Source organism: uncultured Negativicoccus sp. (assembly GCF_902480485.1).
Lineage (GTDB): Bacteria > Bacillota > Negativicutes > Veillonellales > Negativicoccaceae > Negativicoccus > Negativicoccus succinicivorans.
In genome coordinates, this window is record NZ_CABSTC010000020.1 from 1 (window position 1) to 19,624 (window position 19,624).

Below are 19,624 nucleotides of genomic sequence, written 5' to 3' on the forward strand. Positions count from 1 at the left end.
ATCAGTGCGATGAATCCGTGTCCCTGCGGGTTTAACGGTGATCCGGACAAAGAATGCACCTGCTCGAGCGGTGATATTCGCCGCTACTTGCGCAAAATTTCGGGACCGTTGCTGGATCGTATCGATTTGCATGTAAGTGTGCAACGACCGAAGTACACGGAACTTACCGCGACCCGTGCGGAAGAATCGTCAGAGGTCATTCGTGCTCGTGTTAAATTGGCCCGTGAGAGACAGGCAAAACGTTTGGCTATTTACGGGATGCGCACGAACTCCCAAATGCAACACCGCCAGATCAAAGAAACGTGTGAAATGACACCACGTGCGCAGCAAATTCTGGCGGATGTATTTAATCGTCTGCACTTAAGCGCACGCGCTTACGACCGAATCATAAAAGTGGCTCGTACCATTGCCGATCTGCAGGGCAAAGACATCATCGACGCGGAGCAAATTGCGGAAGCGGTAAGTTACCGTGCACAAGACAAGGAGTAGAGAAGCATTATATTTTTCTGCACCAATGAATAAAGTGTTTTATTGAAGTCGGTGAATAAAATGGATATGAAAAGGGAAGAAATATACGCGGCTGCGCTGCAAAAGACGGCGTATGTAGGTGCGGTCAAATTACGTCAATTAATTCGTTTTTTCGGTAGTTTTGAAGCGATTTGGCAAGCTTCCGAAAAGGCATTACTGGCGTCCCATACATTAGGACCAAAATCGCTCGCGGGATTTTTGGCACAACGAAAAATGATTGAACCCGAAAAGATTTGGGAGGCTAATCAAAAATGGGGCGTCAGCTTACTGACCTTTCAAGATGGCGATTTCCCCAAACGTTTACAGAATGATCCTCATGCGCCGGCCATACTTGCATATCGAGGTACGTGGCGAGAACCGGAAAAAGCGATCGCCATCGTCGGTTCGCGCAAGCCGACACCGTATGGGATTAATGCCGCGCGTTTATTTGCCGGAGAGCTAAGCAAGGCAGGCGTTGCTATCATCAGCGGCGGTGCACGCGGTATAGATTCCACAAGTCATCGGGCTACACTTCCTGACGGGTATACGATTTGTGTGTTGGCTTGTGGTTTGGATATTCCCTATCCGCCGGAAAATAAGTCATTATTTGAAGAAATCGCGCAACACGGTGTAGTGATATCGGAATATGCGTTGGGAACCAAACCGTTGGGGCGACAATTTCCGGCACGCAATCGTATCATCAGCGGATTGAGCGACGGGGTGTTGGTCATTGAAGCGGCGAAACGCAGCGGCACGTTGATTACGGCAGACTTTGCTTTGGAGGCGGGGCGTGATGTGTTCGCGGTTCCCGGCAGCATTTTTTCACCGATGTCGGTGGGCACGCATCACTTATTGCGACAAGGAGCGGCGTTGGCCGCGGAACCAAACGATATTTTACGCGAATATAATTGGTTGGATACGGAACGTGAAATGGGCTCGGTAGCCGGTCCGGATTTGACACCGACCGAGGAATTAGTGTACCGTTGTTGCCAGTTGGAGAAAACAGTCGACATGGATACGATTATTCTTCGTTCCGCTTTACACCCGACCGAAGCCAACTATATATTGCTACAATTAGAATTAAAAGGACTTATACAACAATGTGGAAATCAAAAATATATGGCAATGATTTCCAGATAGGAGGCAGCATTGTCCATTAAACGCACAATTTCAATCGGACGCAAAAACAGTGCCGGTAAGCCGGCTGTTGTCAAGGCACCGAAATGGGAGCGCACACCGAATCCGAGCGGGAAACATCTCGTGATTGTGGAGTCTCCAGCCAAGGCGAAAACGATTGAAAAAATTCTCGGTAAAAATTATAAAGTTATGGCCAGCATGGGGCATTTGCGCGATTTACCGAAAAACTCGCTCGGTGTCGATGTGGAAAACGGATTCATGCCGCGGTATACGAATGTTTCCGATCGTCATGATGTAATTTCCCATTTACGCGCGGAAGCAAATAGATCGCGCGATGTTATCCTCGCTACTGACCCTGATCGCGAGGGAGAAGCTATTTCTCATCATTTGTCGGTGCTGTTGGATGTTCCGGCGGATGAGAATGTGCGAATTACATTTAATGAAATTACGCCGCATGCGATCAAAGAAGCGATTGCCCAGCCGCGTCCGATTGATGAGCAGAAAGTAGATGCTCAACAGGCACGTCGGGTTCTTGACAGGCTTGTCGGTTATAAATTAAGCCCTTTTCTTTGGAAAAAAGTATTTCGTGGTCTAAGCGCGGGACGCGTGCAGTCGGTGGCAGTACGTTTGATTTGTGAACGCGAAGAAGAAATCAAGGCATTTGTACCGGAGGAATACTGGTCTATTGAAGCCGATTATCATGCCGGCAAAGGCAAATCATTTACCGCCAAAGTAGTTCGGTATGACGACAAAGAACTGGCCGTTGCGCAGGAAAGCGTCGCCAACGATTTGGTTGAAGAATTGAAAGCGGCAGACGCGTATGTCGAAAAACTTACACGCGGCCAGCAACGCCGTCGGCCGCAAGCGCCGTTCACTACCAGTACGATGCAGCAAGACAGTGTCAACCGATTGAATTTCGGTGCGCGTAAGACCATGATGATTGCGCAGCAATTGTACGAAGGTCTGGATATTCGTGGCACTCATGTCGGTTTGATTACTTACATGCGTACCGACTCTGTACGAATCGCGGAAGAGATGCAGAAAGAAGCAAAGCAGTACATTACCGAAACTTATGGTAAAGAGTACGTACCTGAATCACCGAATAAATACTCGAAGCAACAGCAGAGTCAGGATGCGCATGAGGCGATTCGTCCGACGTCCTTAGCATATTCTCCCGCGGAAGTCGCCCCCTTTTTAAATCGGGATCAGCTGAAATTATATACGTTGATTTGGAATCGTTTTCTGGCCAGTCAAATGACGCCGCAAATTGCGCAACGTTTAACCGTGACCATTCGCGCCGGAAAATTTGAGCTACGCGCCGTAGGCCGTCATATTATTTTTGACGGTTTCACCGCAGTTTACGGGACGAAGGATAAAAAAGAAGAAACGATTTTACCGGAGCTGCACAAAGATGATGCGTTGACGGTTAAAAAAATTGAGCCGAAACAGCACTTCACGCAACCGCCGGCAAGATATACGGAAGCAAGCCTAATTAAACTTTTGGAAGAAAAAGGAATCGGTCGCCCGAGTACATACGCACCGATTTTGGATACTATTCAAAATCGCAACTATGTCGAAAAGCGTGACAAAGCATTTATTCCTACGGAACTAGGCTTTGTTGTGGTGGATCTTCTGAAACGCTTTTTCAGTAAGGTCGTTGATGTTAAATTCACCTCGCGTATGGAAGAGGAATTGGATAAAATTGCCGATGGTGAATTAAGCTACGAACAACTGCTGGAAAGTTTTTACAAAGTATTTGCACAGGAACTTTCCGATGCGGAACAAAAAATCGACAAAGTGAAAGTTATTGAGCAGGAATCCGATGTTATCTGCGATAAATGCGGCGCGAAAATGATTTATAAATTTGGCCGGTACGGGAAATTCTTAGCATGTCCGAATTTTCCGGAATGTAAAAACACTAAGCCGATTACCGATCCGGTCGGTATTGCCTGCCCGAAATGCAAAAAAGGACACATCGTTCGCCGTAAATCCAAACGTGGCCGTGTTTTCTATGGTTGCGATCGGTATCCGGAATGTGATTTGGCATTATGGAATGAACCGGTGGATCAATTTTGCAAGGAATGCGGATCGATTATGGTGAAAAAGAAGACACGCCAACGAGGCGAAGAAATTATTTGCAGCAATAAGGAGTGCCCGACGCATGGCAACCAAAAGAAAAAATGAAGTGATTACCGTCATTGGCGCCGGACTGGCGGGCTGTGAAGCCGCTTGGCAGGCGGCGCAAGCAGGGGTACGAGTTCGCTTACTGGAAATGAAACCGAAACGGTATACGCCGGCACACACATTGCCGCATTTTGCCGAACTCGTTTGCAGCAATTCGTTACGTGCGGCAGCAATTACGAATGCGGTAGGACTTTTGAAGGAAGAAATGCGACAATTGAATTCGCTTATCATGCAGGCGGCGGATACGCATCAAGTGCCGGCCGGCGGTGCACTCGCCGTGGATCGGGAAGGCTATGCGCAGGCAGTGACCGATGCGATCAAAAACCATCCGTTGATCGAGGTGGTTACGGAAAAAGTCATGTCCATCCCGGAAGACGGTATTGTAATCGTTGCCACCGGTCCGCTTACGGATGGTAAGTTAGCGGAATCGATTGCAGCATTCAGTGGGGAAGACTATTTCCATTTTTTTGATGCCGCGGCGCCGATTGTGTATTTAGAGTCATTGAACCAAGATATAGTGTATCGCGCTTCGCGTTACAATAAAGGCCCGGCAGCATATCTCAACTGTCCATTCCATAAAGAAGAATATTTGCGCTTTCGTGAAGAACTTATCGCAGCGGAGGTAGCAGGTCAACATCATTTTGAAAAAGGCGAAATATTTGAAGGATGCATGCCCATTGAAGTGCTCGGCAATCGCGGGGAAGATACCATGCGATTCGGGCCGTTGAAACCGGTAGGTTTGCCGGATCCGCGTACGGGCGAAGAACCGTATGCGGTGGTTCAATTGCGCCAGGATAATGCAGAAGGCACGTTATATAATCTTGTCGGTTTTCAGACACATCTAAAGTGGGGGGAACAAAAGCGGATTTTCCGCATGATTCCCGGCATGGAAAATGCGGAATTCGCGCGTTTCGGCGTAATGCATCGCAACAGCTATATTAATTCTCCAAAGCTGCTTCAAGCGACATTGCAAACTAAAAAACGCCCTACCTTGTTTTTTGCGGGACAAATTACCGGCGTGGAGGGGTATGTAGAATCTGCCGCAGCCGGTTTGCTTGCCGGTCGTAACGCGGCACGTTTGCTGCATGGTAAAATGCTTTGGGAACCGCCGGCAACAACAGCAATCGGTAGTTTGATGCAATATATCTCAACCGATAACAAAGACAATTTTCAGCCGATGAATGTAAATTTCGGCTTAATCGCTCCGTTGGCTAAGCGCGTTCCCAAAAAAGAAAAGAACACGGTACTGGCTAATCGGGCCTTGGAAGCATTGCAGGCAGCGATTGCCAATGACGAAATCTGAAATCAAAAAATGACGTCGATTGACGTCATTTTTTATTACGTTTGCTTGCCTTTGTAAGAGCAGGTGGAATGGCTTTTTGCGGTTTGCGATACGCGAAATATACAAATGCACTCAAGGCAGCGAAAAAAGCAATGAGAGCAGTCAGCTGCGCCGATTTTAAACCCCATAGCAGCGTTCCGTAATCGCCGCGCAAAAACTCCAAACCGAAGCGCGCTAGCGAATACAACATGATGTAAAGTGCGAATACCTGTCCTTTGGCATGCGAACGCAATGAATAAGCGAGCAGAACGACAAAGATCAGAACATCAATCTGTCCTTCCCAAATTTCTGCCGGCCATAGGGGTTGCGCTCCATAGGTGTGGTACGCAAGTGTAGTTTCGGGATATAAGATTCCAAACGAACCGCCGGTCGGATGACCGAAGGCATCGCCGTTCATGAGATTCGCCATGCGTCCGACACTCTGCCCCATGACGATGGCAGGTGCAACCAGGTCGGCAAAATCCAAAATATCGACGTGGCGTTTACGTAAATAGTACAGTGCTGCCAAAATACCGAACAACAAACCACCTTGAATGGCCATACCGCCTTGCCATACAAACGGAATCTCTAAAAGGTGATCTTGGTAGTAGTCCCAGTCAAAAAAGAAAACATCCCAAAGACGACCGCCAATAATGCCCCAAAGTCCGCAGTAGACGGTAAGATCCCAAATATATTCCGAATAACGCCCTGCTTTGCGTGCGAAATAATAGGCAAGCAGACCGCCGGTAATAATTCCCATGGCAAAAAACAATCCGTAGCTGCGAATCGGAAATGAGCCGATAAAAAACAGATATTGATGCATAAATTCTCCTTAAACACTTTCAATAATCTTATTATACAGCATTCATGATGAGGGCATACATGAGATGTCGATGTGCTGGATACAAAAATCGTTTAGAAGATTTTCTATATGCTATAATAAAATGGTATGTAAAGGAGGAGTAGTATGAGCAAAAAGCGCGTAGCGGTCGCTATGAGCGGTGGTGTTGACAGCTCATTAGTAACGGCGCGTTTGCAAGCGCAAGGTTATGATGTCATCGGTGTCACCATGCTGCTTTTTGATACCGTGGAAAATAATAAAGTAGTTGAATCTGCCACGATTACGGATGCCAAGCGAGTAGCGGATCAATTGGCAGTGCCGCATTATGTGTTGGATTTACGCCAATCTTTTGAAGAAAAAATTATGCAATATTTTACACAATCGTATGCTTGTGGGATTACTCCCAATCCATGTGTAATGTGCAACGATTGGATTAAATTTGGGAGTTTGTACGAGTTTAGTCGTGACCTTGACGCCGATTTTTTGGCGACAGGACACTATGCACGCGTTCTTTACAATCAAGAAAGTAATCTTTATGAACTGCGTCGCGGTACGGATCTGAAAAAGGATCAGTCGTATGTGTTGTATCATTTAAACCAAAAAATGTTACCCCACATTATGTTCCCGTTGGGAGAAATGCATAAGGAAGATACGCGGGCTTTGGCGAAAGAATTGAACTTACCCGTATACAATAAACCGGAGAGTCAAGATATCTGTTTTATTCCCGACAATGATCACATTCGCTTTTTGAAGGAGCGTATTCCCGAGCAATTTGTACCGGGAGATATTGTCGATCTTGAAGGGAGTATATTAGGAACGCATCAAGGGTTACCGGCATATACCATCGGCCAACGTAAAGGTCTTGGTGTGGCGGCCGAACATCCTTTATACGTGGTCGCTATCGATGCGAAACATAACCGTGTCATTGTCGGCCCTAATGCGTCCATTTTCCAACGGGAAGTATGGGCGTTGGATCCGTCATTTACGGAATGGGAAACTTGCACAGAGCCGTTTACCGCGCAAGCTAAAATCCGCTACGCGGCACCGGCAGCAGACTGTACTGTATATCCGGTAAAAGATGGCGTGCATGTAGTCTTTAAAGAGCCGCAGCGTGCGGTAACGCCGGGCCAATCGATTGTCTTCTATGACGGCGATCGAGTACTTGGCGGCGCTATTATAGGACCAAATCATTGGCAAGGAGAGAACATTCGTGTCCACTGAATATATTCGTAATTTTTCGATCATCGCACATATTGACCATGGCAAGTCAACGCTGGCAGATCGCCTGATTGAAATCACCGGCGCTTTATCTAAGCGGGAGATGCAAGCGCAGGTATTGGACAATATGGAATTGGAAAAAGAACGGGGTATTACGATTAAATCGCAATCCGTTCGTTTGCATTACCATGCCAAAGATGGCAAAGATTACATGCTGCATTTAATTGATACGCCCGGGCATGTCGATTTCAATTATGAAGTTTCCCGCAGCCTTTCCGCGTGTGAAGGGGTGCTTTTGGTTGTAGATGCAACCCAGGGAGTGCAGGCGCAAACCTTAGCCAATGTTTATTTGGCGGTGGATCATGATTTAGAAATTATTCCGGTCATTAATAAAGTGGATTTGCCGAGTGCGAATACCGACTTGGTAAAAGCCGAAATTGAAAATGTTATCGGTCTTGATGCACATGATGCGGCGATGATCTCTGCCAAGACAGGGTTGGGTGTACCGGATGTGCTGGAAGAAATTGTCAAACGAATTCCTCCTCCGCCGGATTATAGTGATCGACCGTTGAAGGCGCTGGTATATGATTCTCATTTCGATTCCTATAAAGGTATTATTGCTTATGTACGAATCCACGAAGGATCCGTCAAAGTGGGAGACCAGATCCGGATGATGGCGACCGGTAAATCATTTGAGGTGACGGAAGTCGGCTTTTTTGCGCCCCAAATGACGCCTACCCAGGAATTGAGTTGCGGTACGGTAGGATATTTAGCAGCAAGTATTAAAAATGTTCACGACTGTCGAGTCGGCGACACGATTACGACAGTGGAAAATGGTGCTGCCGAACCGTTGCCGGGTTATCGTAAGGCGACACCGATGGTGTATTGCGGATTGTATCCGGTAGATAGCAAAGATTACGGCAATCTGCGCGATGCATTGGATAAACTGCATTTAAACGATGCGGCGTTGGTGTATGAAGCGGAAACTTCACTTGCGTTGGGCTTCGGATTCCGCTGCGGCTTTCTCGGCTTGTTGCATATGGATGTAATCCAAGAACGTCTGGAACGCGAATATCAGTTAAATTTAATCACGACAGCGCCTTCGGTTATTTATCGTGTCTATACCACGGACGGAAATATGATCGAGGTAGACAACCCGGCGAATCTGCCCGATCCGACGGTCATTGATCATATTGAGGAACCATTTGTGAAAGCTAACATCATGCTGCCGTCCGATCTCGTCGGAGCCGTCATGGAACTGGCTCAGGAGCGGCGTGGTGAGTATCTCACAATGACATACATTGACGAGACTCGAGTCGCACTCGAGTACGATTTACCGTTGAATGAAATTATTTATGATTTTTTTGATAAGCTGAAATCCGGCACACGCGGTTATGCGTCTTTGGATTATGAGCTTTCCGGGTATCGTCCGGCGGATATGGTTAAGCTTGATATCCTTTTAAATGGAGATTTAGTGGACGCATTGAGTACTATTGTTCACCGCAGCTCAGCACCGTCCCGCGGTCGTGCGCTGGCTCTGAAGTTGAAAGATATTATTCCGCGGCAAATGTTCGAAATCCCGATTCAAGCGGCAATCGGTAATAAAATTATTGCCCGGGAAACCGTTAAAGCGATGCGCAAAGATGTACTTTCAAAATGTTATGGCGGTGACATCACACGGAAACGTAAGCTGCTTGAAAAGCAAAAAGAGGGCAAAAAGCGCATGAAGCAGGTCGGTAGCGTTACGATTCCGCAAGAAGCGTTTATGGCGATTTTGAAAGACGATTAAGATGAGCACAGGAATTTATATTCATATTCCTTTTTGCGCGAGTCACTGCCACTATTGTCATTTTTACTCTGCGGTGGTTCGCGAAGAGGTGTATAATTATTACTTAGCGGCATTGTTGAAAGAAATTGCCAACCGGCCGCTAAGCTCTTTTTCCGATCATGTGGACAGCATTTACTTTGGGGGCGGGACACCGTCCCTTTTTGGCGTGCAACGAATTCATGACGTGTTACTGGCACTCCGTGAACGCTTTGCTGTGCGAAACACCGCGGAAGTAACTTTGGAAATGAATCCCGACGGGATCACTCGCAGTGATTTAGAAGCTTACTATGCGGCAGGGATTAATCGTTTAAGCGTAGGGGTACAAACCTTTCGTGATGATTTACTGCAGCGGATCGGACGTATTCACCGCGCGCAGGACGCTCGGCGTGTCATTAAAGATGCGGCGCACGTTGGTTTTAAAAATATCACTCTTGATTTAATGTATGGGCTTCCCGGTCAATCCGCCGCCGACTTTAAAGAGTCGCTCGTGAAGGCGGTGCACTTACCGATCACGCATATTTCCGTTTACGGATTGATTGTTGAACCCGGGACTTTGTTTGCTCGTTTGGCTACGCAAGGACGCTTGGATTTGCCGTCGGAAGAAACCGAATGGGAAATGTATCAAACGATGGTACGTACGTTGCCGCAATATGGTTTCTCTCGTTATGAAATTGCCAATTTTGCAAAATCAGGCTACGAAGCAGTACATAATCAAAAATATTGGCGCTATGAACCGTATATCGGGTTCGGTGCGGCCGCTGTTTCCTTTGATGGAAATGTTCGCTACAGCCATGTTGCGGATTGGCAGGCCTATATAAAACAGATCGACAGTGCGCGATGGATACCGCAAGACGTAGAAAGCATTGACCGTCAAACCGCAATGGAAGAATATTGCTTCCTGAATTTACGCCGTCGGAGCGGTATTTCCTTATCTTCTTTTGCCACTAAATTTGGTGTTACACTTCAGGAAACTTATGGAAAAGAATTACAAACACTACTGGAAGAAAGGCTTTTGTATCGTGCTACCGCCGATACGATAACACTTACACGCCGTGGTGCAGCAGTGTCTAACCAAGTGTTTACTTACTTCATCCGCACATAAAAACAAAATAATTTGACTTTTTCACCTTTTCATGATAAATTATGTAATAGATTTAGCACTCGACAGATAAGAGTGCTAATAAGACAGAGGTGATAACGATGAAAGAACGTAAACAAATTATTTTACGTGCGATCGTTCAAAGCTATATTGCCACTGCCGAGCCGGTCGGCTCACGTACGATTGCTCGAATTTATGATTTAGGTATCAGTCCGGCTACCATTCGTAACGAAATGCAGGATTTGGAATGGATGGGGTATTTAGAGCAACCGCATACTTCTGCCGGCCGTATTCCTTCACTAAAGGGGTATCGGTTTTATGTGGACAGCCTAATGCAACCGGGTGAAGTCAGTCGGGAAGAAGCGACTGCGATTAAGGACTGGTTTACCTTTGAGAACACGCAAACACAAGAATTTTTTAGTGAAGCGGCTCGTATTTTATCAGGCCTGACGCATAATCTTTCATTGGCTGTGACAGATGAGTCGCAACATGCGGTTTTCAATTACATCCAATTTTTGCCGCTGGATGACAACCGCGCCATTTTGCTCCTCGTAACGACCGACGGCAGCGTGGATCATTCCACGTTTATAATGCCCGCCGGGGTGACGTTGTTGAAGCTGCAGGATTTTGCGTTGCAGCTGAATCGCGCGTTACATGGGCGTGAATTGCGAGAGATTACTACAGAACTTATGCAGGAATTGCAGCAGGACTTTTGGGTTGAGCCCCAAGTGATGTTCAGTACACTGGATACGATTCAGAACACGGTCGGCAAGAATCGCGAAATTTTTACCGACGGTGTCAGTGAGTTAATTCGCCAGCCGGAGTTTAAGGACTTGGGCAAGTTGCAAGAGTTGATGCAACTTTTGGAAGAGAGCAAGCAACTCGCAGATCTTATCAGCCATTCGCCGTCAACTGCGCTTACGGTGCGCATCGGGCCGGAAACCGGGATAGCCGCATTACATAACTATAGTGTGGTACAAGCACAATTTTTCGATCAACAAAAACTGGTAGGTAGCGTAGCGGTCATCGGGCCGACGCGCATGGAATATGATAAAATTGTTTCGTTGTTGCATATGATGCAGCAAAAAGTGAATTCCGTCTTACGAACAGGAAAAACCGATGGAGATGAGGTGCATTAATTGAATCCGGAATACAAGGAAGAACAAAACAAAGCAACCGAAGGCGATGGAGATACGGTTGACGAATCGAAAATTGTCGGTGAACAGGAAGATGCTGATTGCGCGGCAGAGATCGCTGAGTTGACACAAAAGTGGGAAGACAGTGAACGCTTGCGCTTGCGTTTGCAAGCAGACTTTGATAATGCCCGGAGACGTTATCGTCAAGAGCGTGCAGAACTAAACGACAGCGCGCAAGCGAAAGTGATTACAAGTTTATTGCCGATTTTAGATGAGTTTGAAAGAGCCTTGTCACATCCTGTAGAAGGTGCTGATGAAAAATTTTTAGAAGGATTTCAACTGATTTATCGTAAGTTGGTGAATTTGTTGAAGGCTTATAAAGTGGAAGAAATTGTTGCTTTGGGCGAGCAGATGGATCCGAATTATCATGAAGCCGTCATGCGTTTGGCGACCGACGATAAACCGGAAGGGGAAATTACCGCGGTATTCAAAAAAGGTTACCGCATGAATGATAAAGTATTACGCGCAGCACAGGTACAAGTAGCGCATCAAGAAGACTAAGGGGGAAATTTAGAATGGGAAAAGTAATAGGCATTGACTTAGGTACAACCAACTCGGTAGTAGCGGTCATGGAAGGCGGCGAACCGGTAGTTATTACAAATGCGGAAGGCTCGCGCTTAACACCATCGGTCGTAGGTTTTTCGAAGACCGGTGAACGTTTAGTGGGACAACTTGCGAAACGTCAAGCGGTATCCAATCCGGATCGTACAATCAGTTCCATTAAACGTCACATGGGCACCAATTATAAAGTAAACATCGATGACAAAGCGTATACGCCGCAGGAAATTTCCGCGATGGTTCTGCAAAAGCTCAAACAGGATGCGGAAGCATACTTGGGTGAAAAAGTAGAAAAAGCCGTCATCACAGTGCCGGCGTATTTTACAGACAGCCAGCGCCAAGCTACAAAAGATGCCGGTGCGATTGCCGGTCTGGAAGTATTGCGTATCATCAATGAACCGACGGCAGCCGCATTGGCGTATGGACTTGATAAAGATGAAGCGCATACCATTCTTGTGTTCGACTTGGGTGGCGGTACGTTCGACGTTTCCATTCTGGATCTGGCCGAAGGCGTTTTTGAAGTTAAAGCTACACAAGGGAACAACCATCTCGGCGGTGATGACTTCGATAAAAAGGTTATGAACTGGATTATCAGCGAATTCAAAAAGACCAATGGTGTCGATTTGAGCCAGGACAAAATGGCGTTGCAGCGTTTAAAAGAAGCGGCGGAAAAAGCAAAAATCGAATTGTCCGGCGTGCTCTCTACAAATATCAACTTGCCATTTATTTCGGCCGATTCCAACGGTCAGCCGATGCACTTGGACTTGAATCTTTCCCGTGCTAAATTCAATGAATTAACCGAAGATTTGGTACAGGCAACTATGGAGCCGACCCGTAAAGCGATTGCAGATTCGGGACTGGCGGTAAGTGACATTGACAAGATTCTTTTGGTTGGCGGATCCAGTCGTATTCCGGCTGTTCAGGAAGCGATTCAAAAAATCTTGGGCAAAGAACCCAGCAAAGGTATTAACCCTGATGAATCGGTAGCGATAGGTGCAGCGGTTCAGGCAGGCGTATTAGTCGGTGAAGTCAAAGACGTGCTGCTGCTGGATGTTACCCCGCTTTCCTTGGGTATTGAAACATTGGGCGGAGTATTTACGAAAATTATTGATCGCAATACGACTATTCCAACCTCGAAGAGTCAAGTATTCTCGACCGCGGCGGATAATCAGCCGGCCGTAGACATCCACGTCTTGCAGGGCGAACGTAACATGGCAGCGGATAATAAGACGCTGGGCCGTTTTGAACTGAGCGGCATTCCTGCGGCACCTCGTGGAGTACCACAAATTCAGGTTACTTTTGATATTGATGCGAATGGTATTGTACATGTATCCGCTAAAGACTTGGGGACAGGTAAAGAACAGACAATTACAATTACGTCTTCGAGCGGCCTTTCCGACGATGAAATTGAGCGCATGGTAAAAGAGGCGAAATTGCACGAAGAGGAAGACGAAAAGAAAAAAGAAGAAGTGGAAATTCGCAATAATGCCGACTCTTTAGTTTACCAAGGAGAAAAAACGCTGAAAGATCTTGGTGATAAAGTTGATGCGGCACAAAAACAAAAAGTAGAAACGGCGATTGCCGATCTGAAAGAAGCGCTGGCCGGTACTGATGTAGAGGCCATTAAGGCGAAGGCGGAAGCATTAAGCACACCGCTGCATGAGTTGGCAAGCAAGTTGTATGAACAGGCCAATGCACAACAGTCGCAGGCAAATAACGGTCAGCAACAAACAACGCAACAGGAGACGAATGACGGCACCGTCGATGGCGATTACAAAGTCATGGACGATGAAGATAAAAAATAATGACAGAGGAAGTTTGGCATGAGCGATCAGAATTATTATGACGTACTGGGTGTCAATAAGAACGCCAGTGCTGATGAGATAAAAAAAGCTTACCGTAAAATGGCTCGGAAATATCATCCTGATTTAAATAAGGATGATCCGAAAACAGCGGAAGCCAAATTTAAAGAGGTCAATGAAGCCTATGAAACGCTTTCGGATGAATCCAAGCGTGCGCAGTATGACCAATTTGGTCATACTGCGTATCAGCAGGCCGGTCAAACGGGCGGCTTCGGTGGTTTCGGCGGTTTCGGCGGAGCGCAAGGCGGATTTGGCGGATTCGGTGACCTGGGCGACATCTTCGGCAGCTTTTTCGGCGGTGGTGGAGCTCGGCAAACGGGGCCGATACGCGGCGCGGATTTACGCTACGATTTGGAAATCACTTTGGAAGAAGCCGCTGTGGGCGTAGAAAAAGAATTTAGTATTGTCAAAGACGAAGTTTGCCCCCATTGTCACGGCGATGGTGCCGAACCGGGAACCAGCGTGCAAACCTGTCCGCAATGTCACGGTACCGGGCAGGAGCAAGTCGTACGGAATACGCCCTTAGGTCAAATGATGAGTGTGCATACCTGTTCGCGTTGCCAAGGTCGAGGAAAAGTTATCGAGTCTCCGTGTCATGAATGTCGCGGCAGCGGTAAAGTTCAGAAAAAACGTAAGCTTCGCGTGAAAATTCCGGCCGGTGTGGACACCGATTCGCGGATCCGTTTAGCCGGTGAAGGCGGCTTAGGAGAACGCGGCGGGGAAACGGGTGATTTGTATGTGTATATCTATGTTCAGCCACATGCGCGTTTCCAACGTCGTGGTGCGGATCTTTTTTGTGAAGCGGAAGTCTCGTTTCCGACAGCCGCTATGGGGGGGACGATTCAGCTCGACACGCTGTTCGGCAAAGTGGAGTTAAAAATTCCACACGGCACTCCCGGAGGAAAGACATTTCGTCTTTCCGGTCAAGGACTGCCATCGTTGCGAAGCGATCGCAAAGGCGATTTAAATGTACGGGTCACGATCGGCGTACCGCGCAGTTTATCCTCCGAGCAGCGAGCGGCTTTGCTGAAATACAGCGAGTGCATGGGCGACAGCACCGTCAATAAAGAAGAACCGTCTTTTTTTGATAAACTGAAGGATAAATTGAATAATTAGTAAAAAACGAGACGCGGACGCGCCTCGTTTTTCTTGCATGCCAAGCAAAAAAACATTACAATGAATCAAATTACTAAATTGCGACGGAGAGGAAATCAATTTGAAGACAGTTTCGTTTTTAACCCTGGGTTGTAAAGTAAATCAGTATGACACCGATGCGATGCGCAGCCTTTTTTTGGCGCGCGGATATGAAGAGGTATCTGCGAAAGACAAAGCGGATATTTGTGTCATTAATACCTGTTCGGTAACGCATATCGGTGAACGCAAATCGCGTCAAATGATTCGTCGTGCCAAACGTTTGAATCCGCAGACAAAAATTATTGTGACGGGTTGCTATGCACAACTGGATCCGAAAACAATTCAACAAATTGACGGGGTTAATCTGATTATCGGTACGCAGGATCGAACCAAGGTGGTCGATTTGATTGAGGCGTACGGATCTTCCTCACAAGCGCATAATGCGGTGCATGATATTTTTGAAACGAGTCAATTCGAAGAATTGCATTGGGCGCATCCGGCTTCCGATCGTGCCCGTTCATACTTAAAAATTCAAGAAGGTTGCAACAATTATTGCGCCTTTTGCATTATTCCTTATACGCGCGGTAAATTGAAATCCAGAGGAGTGGAAGATATTTATCATGAAGCTCGAAGATTGGATGAGCAAGGATTTAAAGAAGTCGTTTTAACGGGTATTCATTTGGGGAATTACGGCGTAGACCTGGGACGACAAGTAGACTTGGCTGACGTTGTCAAGATGCTGCTCGAGCGTACACATATTTCAAGAATTCGACTCGGTTCCATTGAATCGGTTGAGATTTCTGAAGAATTAGTAAATCTGATTGCCACGAATGAACGTGTATGTCCACATCTGCACTTGCCCTTGCAATCGGGATCGGAAGAAATTTTGCGGAAAATGCGCCGGCATTATCATCTGCAAGAATATGTGGATCTTATTTCATCATTACGTGCAAGAATTCCCGATTTGGCAGTTACTACTGACTTAATCGTAGGCTTTCCCGGCGAAACGGAAGAGCTTTTTGCGGAAACGATGGCAACGTTGAAAGAATTGCGTTTTGCCGGGGTGCACGTGTTTCCTTATTCTAAGCGCAACGGCACTGCGGCAGCGACGTTTCCGGATCAAGTTTCTGAAGCGGTTAAAAAGGAGCGAGTGCATGCCGCAGAAAAAGTGGCGGAGCAAACGGCCACCGATTACCGGCGCTCTTTTATCGGGAAAACCACGAATGTTTTATTGGAACAACAAACGGAAGATGGTGCATGGAAAGGCTTTACACCTCATTATTGTCAGCTAACAATCAAAGGCGAGGGGCGGAAAGCAGGTATGATTTGTTCGACACGAGTCGTCTCTGACGACGGAGCCATGTTGATCGGCGAAAGAATCGAGGAGGGGTAACCATGAAAGACTGTATTTTTTGTCAAATTGCAAACGGTACGATTCCCAGTTCGAAAGTTTTTGAAAATGATGATTTTGTTGCCTTCAATGACCTTGCGCCAACGGCGCCGGTACATGTTTTGGTCGTACCTAAACAACATGTTCAAAGCATCAATCAAATTACGGATGCCGAAACGGAAGATCAATTTGCACATTTTTTCAGCACCGTACAAGCGGTGGCAAGTCAACTCGGCCTTGCCGAAAGCGGCTATCGCGTCGTCATCAATACAGGTGCTGACGGTGGTCAGACGGTACCCCATTTTCATGCGCATATAATCGGTGGCAAAGCGTTAGGTTGGCCTCCGTTTGCAGATTGACAAATGCAGCGTCGGGGCTTATAATTTTAATTAGTGCAATTGCACCCCATAAGACTATTTGGAGGGAGGGATATCAATGTCTGAAATCAGAGTTAAAAAGGGCGAGTCTTTCGATAGTGCTCTTCGCAGATTTAAACGTTCCTGCCAAAAAGCCGGGGTTCTTTCTGAAGTGAGAAAACGCGAACATTATGAAAAGCCGAGCGTTCGTCGTAAAAAGAAATCGGAAGCGGCCAGAAAACGTAAATTTAAATAACGAGAAGGTGAAAGTTGATGACCATTCAAGAAACCCTGCAGCGTGACATGAAAGAGGCCATGAAGGCCAAAGAAGATGGCAAGCTTGCACTCTCGGTCATCCGCATGGCTCGCGCCGCGATTAAAAATGCTGAGATTGACAGTTCTGAGCCTTTAGCAGAAGAAGATGTCATAGGTATTTTAGCGAAAGAAATGAAACTCCGGAAAGATTCTTTGGCGGAGTTTGAAAAATCGGATCGTCATGATCTGATTACGCAAACTAAAGCAGAGATTGAAGTATTGAGTCGCTATTTACCGCAGCCTGTCAGTGCAGAAGAAGTGGGTAACATTGTTGCCGAAACCGCTTTCCAATTAGCACCTGAAGAACGAAATATAGGGACTTTGATGAAGGCTGTTATGCCTCGGTTAAAAGGCCGGGCAGATGGGAAAGTAGTCAACCAAGCTGTACGTGAGTGGTTGGCCAGCAATAAATAGAATATTCGGTCAATGGGGACCTCAACTCGATATCGTGTTGAGGTCTTTTTATTGAGGAGGAACCAAATGAACATGTTACGTGATGAAGAACTTCTTTATGTCATTCCCGCAGGCAAATACGGTAAAGAAGGTGTACTTTCGTTATTAGCACAGTACCCTGAAATTCAATATGTTTCCATTGTCGGGATTGATATGGCCGGTAACGATACCGATGAACGTATTCCGATTGAATTGTTTTTTAAAAATTATAACGACTTTTTCTCCGGTGATGCAGTGCAAACCGATGGTTCATCGGTGGTTCTTCCCACGATTGCTACACTAAATAATGCCCGAATCGATATGATTGCCGACCCAGACGTAAATTGGGTGGTCGACTACAATTACGATCATTTGGATCCACAAACGGGAAAGCCGATCGGGACACTCCGCATTCCGGCTTTTTTGATCCACAATGGAGAAATGGTAGATGCCCGTTCGATCTTGAAACGCAGTATTGCGTATGTTGAACAGGAGATTTTAGAGTTACTTTCGACGCATACGGTTCCGGGTATGGAGCACGTTAATGTTAAAGAAATTGACGAACTTTTATTTACCACAGCGACCGAACTTGAATTTTGGGTAAAAACGCCGAGTCAGCCGATCGACAGCCGTGCATTATCGGTTTCGCAGCGCATGAAAGAGCAATACTGGCAACGAACCCATGGAGCGGTTCGCACTGCAATGGAAGAATCCATTGAGTTGTTGAAAAAATTAGGCTTACAGCCTGAAATGGGTCATAAAGAAGTGGGCGGTGTAAAACCGCGCATTGATGACAACGGGCGCCTTATAAACATTTTGGAACAGTTGGAAATCGACTGGAAATTCTCGTCCAATCCACTGCAGACTGCTGATAACGAACTGGAAGCGCGTATTATTGTTCGTGAAACATTTCGCAAACACGGTTTAGAGGTCACTTTTAAAGCGAAACCGATCCACGGTGTTGCCGGTAGCGGTAAACATACACATATCGGACTGTCTGCAAAAATGAAATCGGGCAAAGTAATCAACTTATTTGCGCCGAAAGATATGAAAGAAGACTTTGTCAGCGTACTCGGTTACGGTGCGATCATGGGCATTTTGAAAAACTACGAAGCAATGAATCCGTTTATCAGCTCCACAACGGATGCGTTAAATCGTTTACAGCCGGGCTTTGAAGCACCGGTTTGTATTGTTACATCCCTTGGTCAGGCGCCGGCGATTCCGTCGCGAAATCGCACCATTTTAATCGGTTTAATCCGTGACCTTAAGAACCCGCTGGCCACTCGCTTTGAATTGCGTGCACCGAATCCGTACACGAATACATATACTTGCATTGCCTTGTGCTACCTCGCCGCACTGGACGGTATTAAATATGCGGTGAAGAGCGGTAAAACAACCGATGAGTTGTTGGCAGAATTGTCGAAAGCCCCGGGAGATGACGCCGATTACTTGGAAAAAGATCGGGCGTATCGCAGTGAAGAAGATGTCTTTGAAATGTTCACCGAAGAGGAACGTCAGCATCATTTCTCGCGTCCGCCGGCAACCGTTTGGGAAAATATCAAAATGTTGCGCGAGAATCCTGGTAAGCAGGAGGCTTTAGCGGCAGGAGATGCGTTCTCGAAGCGACTGATGGAATCGTTCTTGACCGGGGTCATCAACCGTTGGAAACTGGAATTGCACAATCGCATTATTGATGAAGCAATGTACCGTTTGTGTTCGTATAAAGAATTACCGGCGGATAATGAGTTGGATCGTAAGCGTTGGGAAGAAATTGTTTCCCGTCGTAATGAACTTGCGAAAGACGATATCGGAAAAAAGAGTATTTTTACACAAATTCGCTCGTTGTTGGTGGAAGGCGATTATGATCAGGCCTCTGCAATGCAGATTGAAATGGATAAAAAGTTGCAGGAGCTGGATGATCTTTACCATACGTACAAAGAAAATATTTTTTAGCATTAAAAAGAAGCCGGGGCAGCGCCTCGGCTTCTTTTTAATAGATGCATAAGGAATATGTTACAATAACTGTACGTAAGGAGTGAATAATGAATTATCGACAATTTTTCAAACGGTTTTTATGGCCGCATTTTCCGGTCTACTTTTTGGGTATTCTACTTTTAATTGCAGTAGATGCATTGCAATTATGGGTGCCCAAATTACTGGGGGCCGCGATAGATGATATCAGTTTAGGGAAGACACATCTTGCCAGCTATGTGGGCAATATTTTGCTGTTGGGGCTGGTAATTTTA

General features: G+C 46.5%; 17 protein-coding genes and 1 pseudogene. 17 read left to right on the forward strand and 1 reads right to left on the reverse strand.

Annotation, left to right across the window (positions count from 1 at the left end):
* The 4 genes from RDN69_RS02640 to trmFO all read left to right on the forward strand — a co-directional run.
* A partial coding sequence (locus RDN69_RS02640; RefSeq protein WP_288218217.1) for an ATP-binding protein occupies positions 1-489 on the forward strand: 489 nt, incomplete at its 5' end.
* A gap of 60 nt (positions 490-549) precedes the next feature.
* Entirely contained in the window at positions 550-1,647 is a 1,098-nt protein-coding gene (gene dprA, locus RDN69_RS02645) for a DNA-processing protein DprA (protein WP_273259636.1), read from the forward strand.
* A 9-nt stretch (positions 1,648-1,656) separates the two neighbouring features.
* The gene (gene topA, locus RDN69_RS02650) at positions 1,657-3,828 is read left to right on the forward strand and encodes a type I DNA topoisomerase (protein ID WP_288218218.1); all 2,172 of its coding nucleotides are present in this window, start codon (positions 1,657-1,659) and stop codon (positions 3,826-3,828) included.
* Positions 3,806-5,131, forward strand: coding sequence for a methylenetetrahydrofolate--tRNA-(uracil(54)-C(5))-methyltransferase (FADH(2)-oxidizing) TrmFO (trmFO, locus tag RDN69_RS02655; RefSeq protein WP_024048966.1), 1,326 nt, complete (start codon positions 3,806-3,808; stop codon positions 5,129-5,131). Before topA ends, trmFO begins: the two co-directional genes overlap by 23 nt.
* 25 nt (positions 5,132-5,156) lie before the next feature.
* On the opposite strand, the gene lgt is transcribed toward trmFO, so the two are convergent.
* Positions 5,157-5,972 carry a prolipoprotein diacylglyceryl transferase gene (lgt, locus tag RDN69_RS02660; RefSeq protein WP_024048965.1) on the reverse strand — a complete coding sequence of 272 codons (816 nt, stop codon included), beginning with the start codon at positions 5,970-5,972 and terminating at the stop codon, positions 5,157-5,159.
* Positions 5,973-6,116: 144 nt separating this feature from the next.
* On the opposite strand from lgt, the gene mnmA reads away from it, so the two are divergent.
* The 13 genes and pseudogenes from mnmA to RDN69_RS02725 form a co-directional block, all read left to right on the forward strand.
* On the forward strand, positions 6,117-7,211 hold the full coding sequence (gene mnmA, locus RDN69_RS02665) for a tRNA 2-thiouridine(34) synthase MnmA (RefSeq protein ID WP_024048964.1): 1,095 nt from the start codon (positions 6,117-6,119) through the stop codon (positions 7,209-7,211).
* Positions 7,201-8,997: a translation elongation factor 4 gene (gene lepA / locus RDN69_RS02670; protein ID WP_024048963.1), complete on the forward strand. Its 1,797-nt coding sequence runs from the start codon at positions 7,201-7,203 to the stop codon at positions 8,995-8,997. Before mnmA ends, lepA begins: the two co-directional genes overlap by 11 nt.
* A 1-nt stretch (position 8,998) precedes the next feature.
* Positions 8,999-10,138 carry a radical SAM family heme chaperone HemW gene (hemW, locus tag RDN69_RS02675; protein ID WP_024048962.1) on the forward strand — a complete coding sequence of 380 codons (1,140 nt, stop codon included), beginning with the start codon at positions 8,999-9,001 and terminating at the stop codon, positions 10,136-10,138.
* Between the two features lie 98 nt (positions 10,139-10,236).
* Positions 10,237-11,274 (forward strand): heat-inducible transcriptional repressor HrcA, encoded by a 1,038-nt coding sequence (gene hrcA, locus RDN69_RS02680; RefSeq protein WP_024048961.1) that lies wholly within the window; start codon positions 10,237-10,239, stop codon positions 11,272-11,274.
* Entirely contained in the window at positions 11,275-11,832 is a 558-nt protein-coding gene (gene grpE / locus RDN69_RS02685; protein ID WP_024048960.1) for a nucleotide exchange factor GrpE, read from the forward strand.
* A gap of 14 nt (positions 11,833-11,846) precedes the next feature.
* Positions 11,847-13,694, forward strand: coding sequence for a molecular chaperone DnaK (dnaK, locus tag RDN69_RS02690; RefSeq protein WP_024048959.1), 1,848 nt, complete (start codon positions 11,847-11,849; stop codon positions 13,692-13,694).
* Between the two features lie 18 nt (positions 13,695-13,712).
* Entirely contained in the window at positions 13,713-14,867 is a 1,155-nt protein-coding gene (gene dnaJ, locus RDN69_RS02695; protein WP_024048958.1) for a molecular chaperone DnaJ, read from the forward strand.
* 100 nt (positions 14,868-14,967) lie between these two features.
* On the forward strand, positions 14,968-16,278 hold the full coding sequence (mtaB, locus tag RDN69_RS02700) for a tRNA (N(6)-L-threonylcarbamoyladenosine(37)-C(2))-methylthiotransferase MtaB (RefSeq protein WP_024048957.1): 1,311 nt from the start codon (positions 14,968-14,970) through the stop codon (positions 16,276-16,278).
* Positions 16,279-16,280: 2 nt separating this feature from the next.
* A complete protein-coding gene (locus RDN69_RS02705; protein WP_159821880.1) occupies positions 16,281-16,634 on the forward strand; it encodes a histidine triad nucleotide-binding protein in 354 nt (117 codons plus the stop codon).
* Positions 16,635-16,710: 76 nt separating this feature from the next.
* Positions 16,711-16,887, forward strand: coding sequence for a 30S ribosomal protein S21 (gene rpsU / locus RDN69_RS02710; RefSeq protein WP_024048955.1), 177 nt, complete (start codon positions 16,711-16,713; stop codon positions 16,885-16,887).
* Between the two features lie 17 nt (positions 16,888-16,904).
* Entirely contained in the window at positions 16,905-17,360 is a 456-nt protein-coding gene (locus RDN69_RS02715) for a GatB/YqeY domain-containing protein (RefSeq protein WP_273259653.1), read from the forward strand.
* A 72-nt stretch (positions 17,361-17,432) separates the two neighbouring features.
* Positions 17,433-19,331, forward strand: a complete 1,899-nt coding sequence (locus RDN69_RS02720; protein ID WP_036467471.1) for a glutamine synthetase — start codon at positions 17,433-17,435, stop codon at positions 19,329-19,331.
* Between the two features lie 89 nt (positions 19,332-19,420).
* A pseudogene (locus RDN69_RS02725) lies at positions 19,421-19,624 on the forward strand (hypothetical protein); the annotation flags it as partial.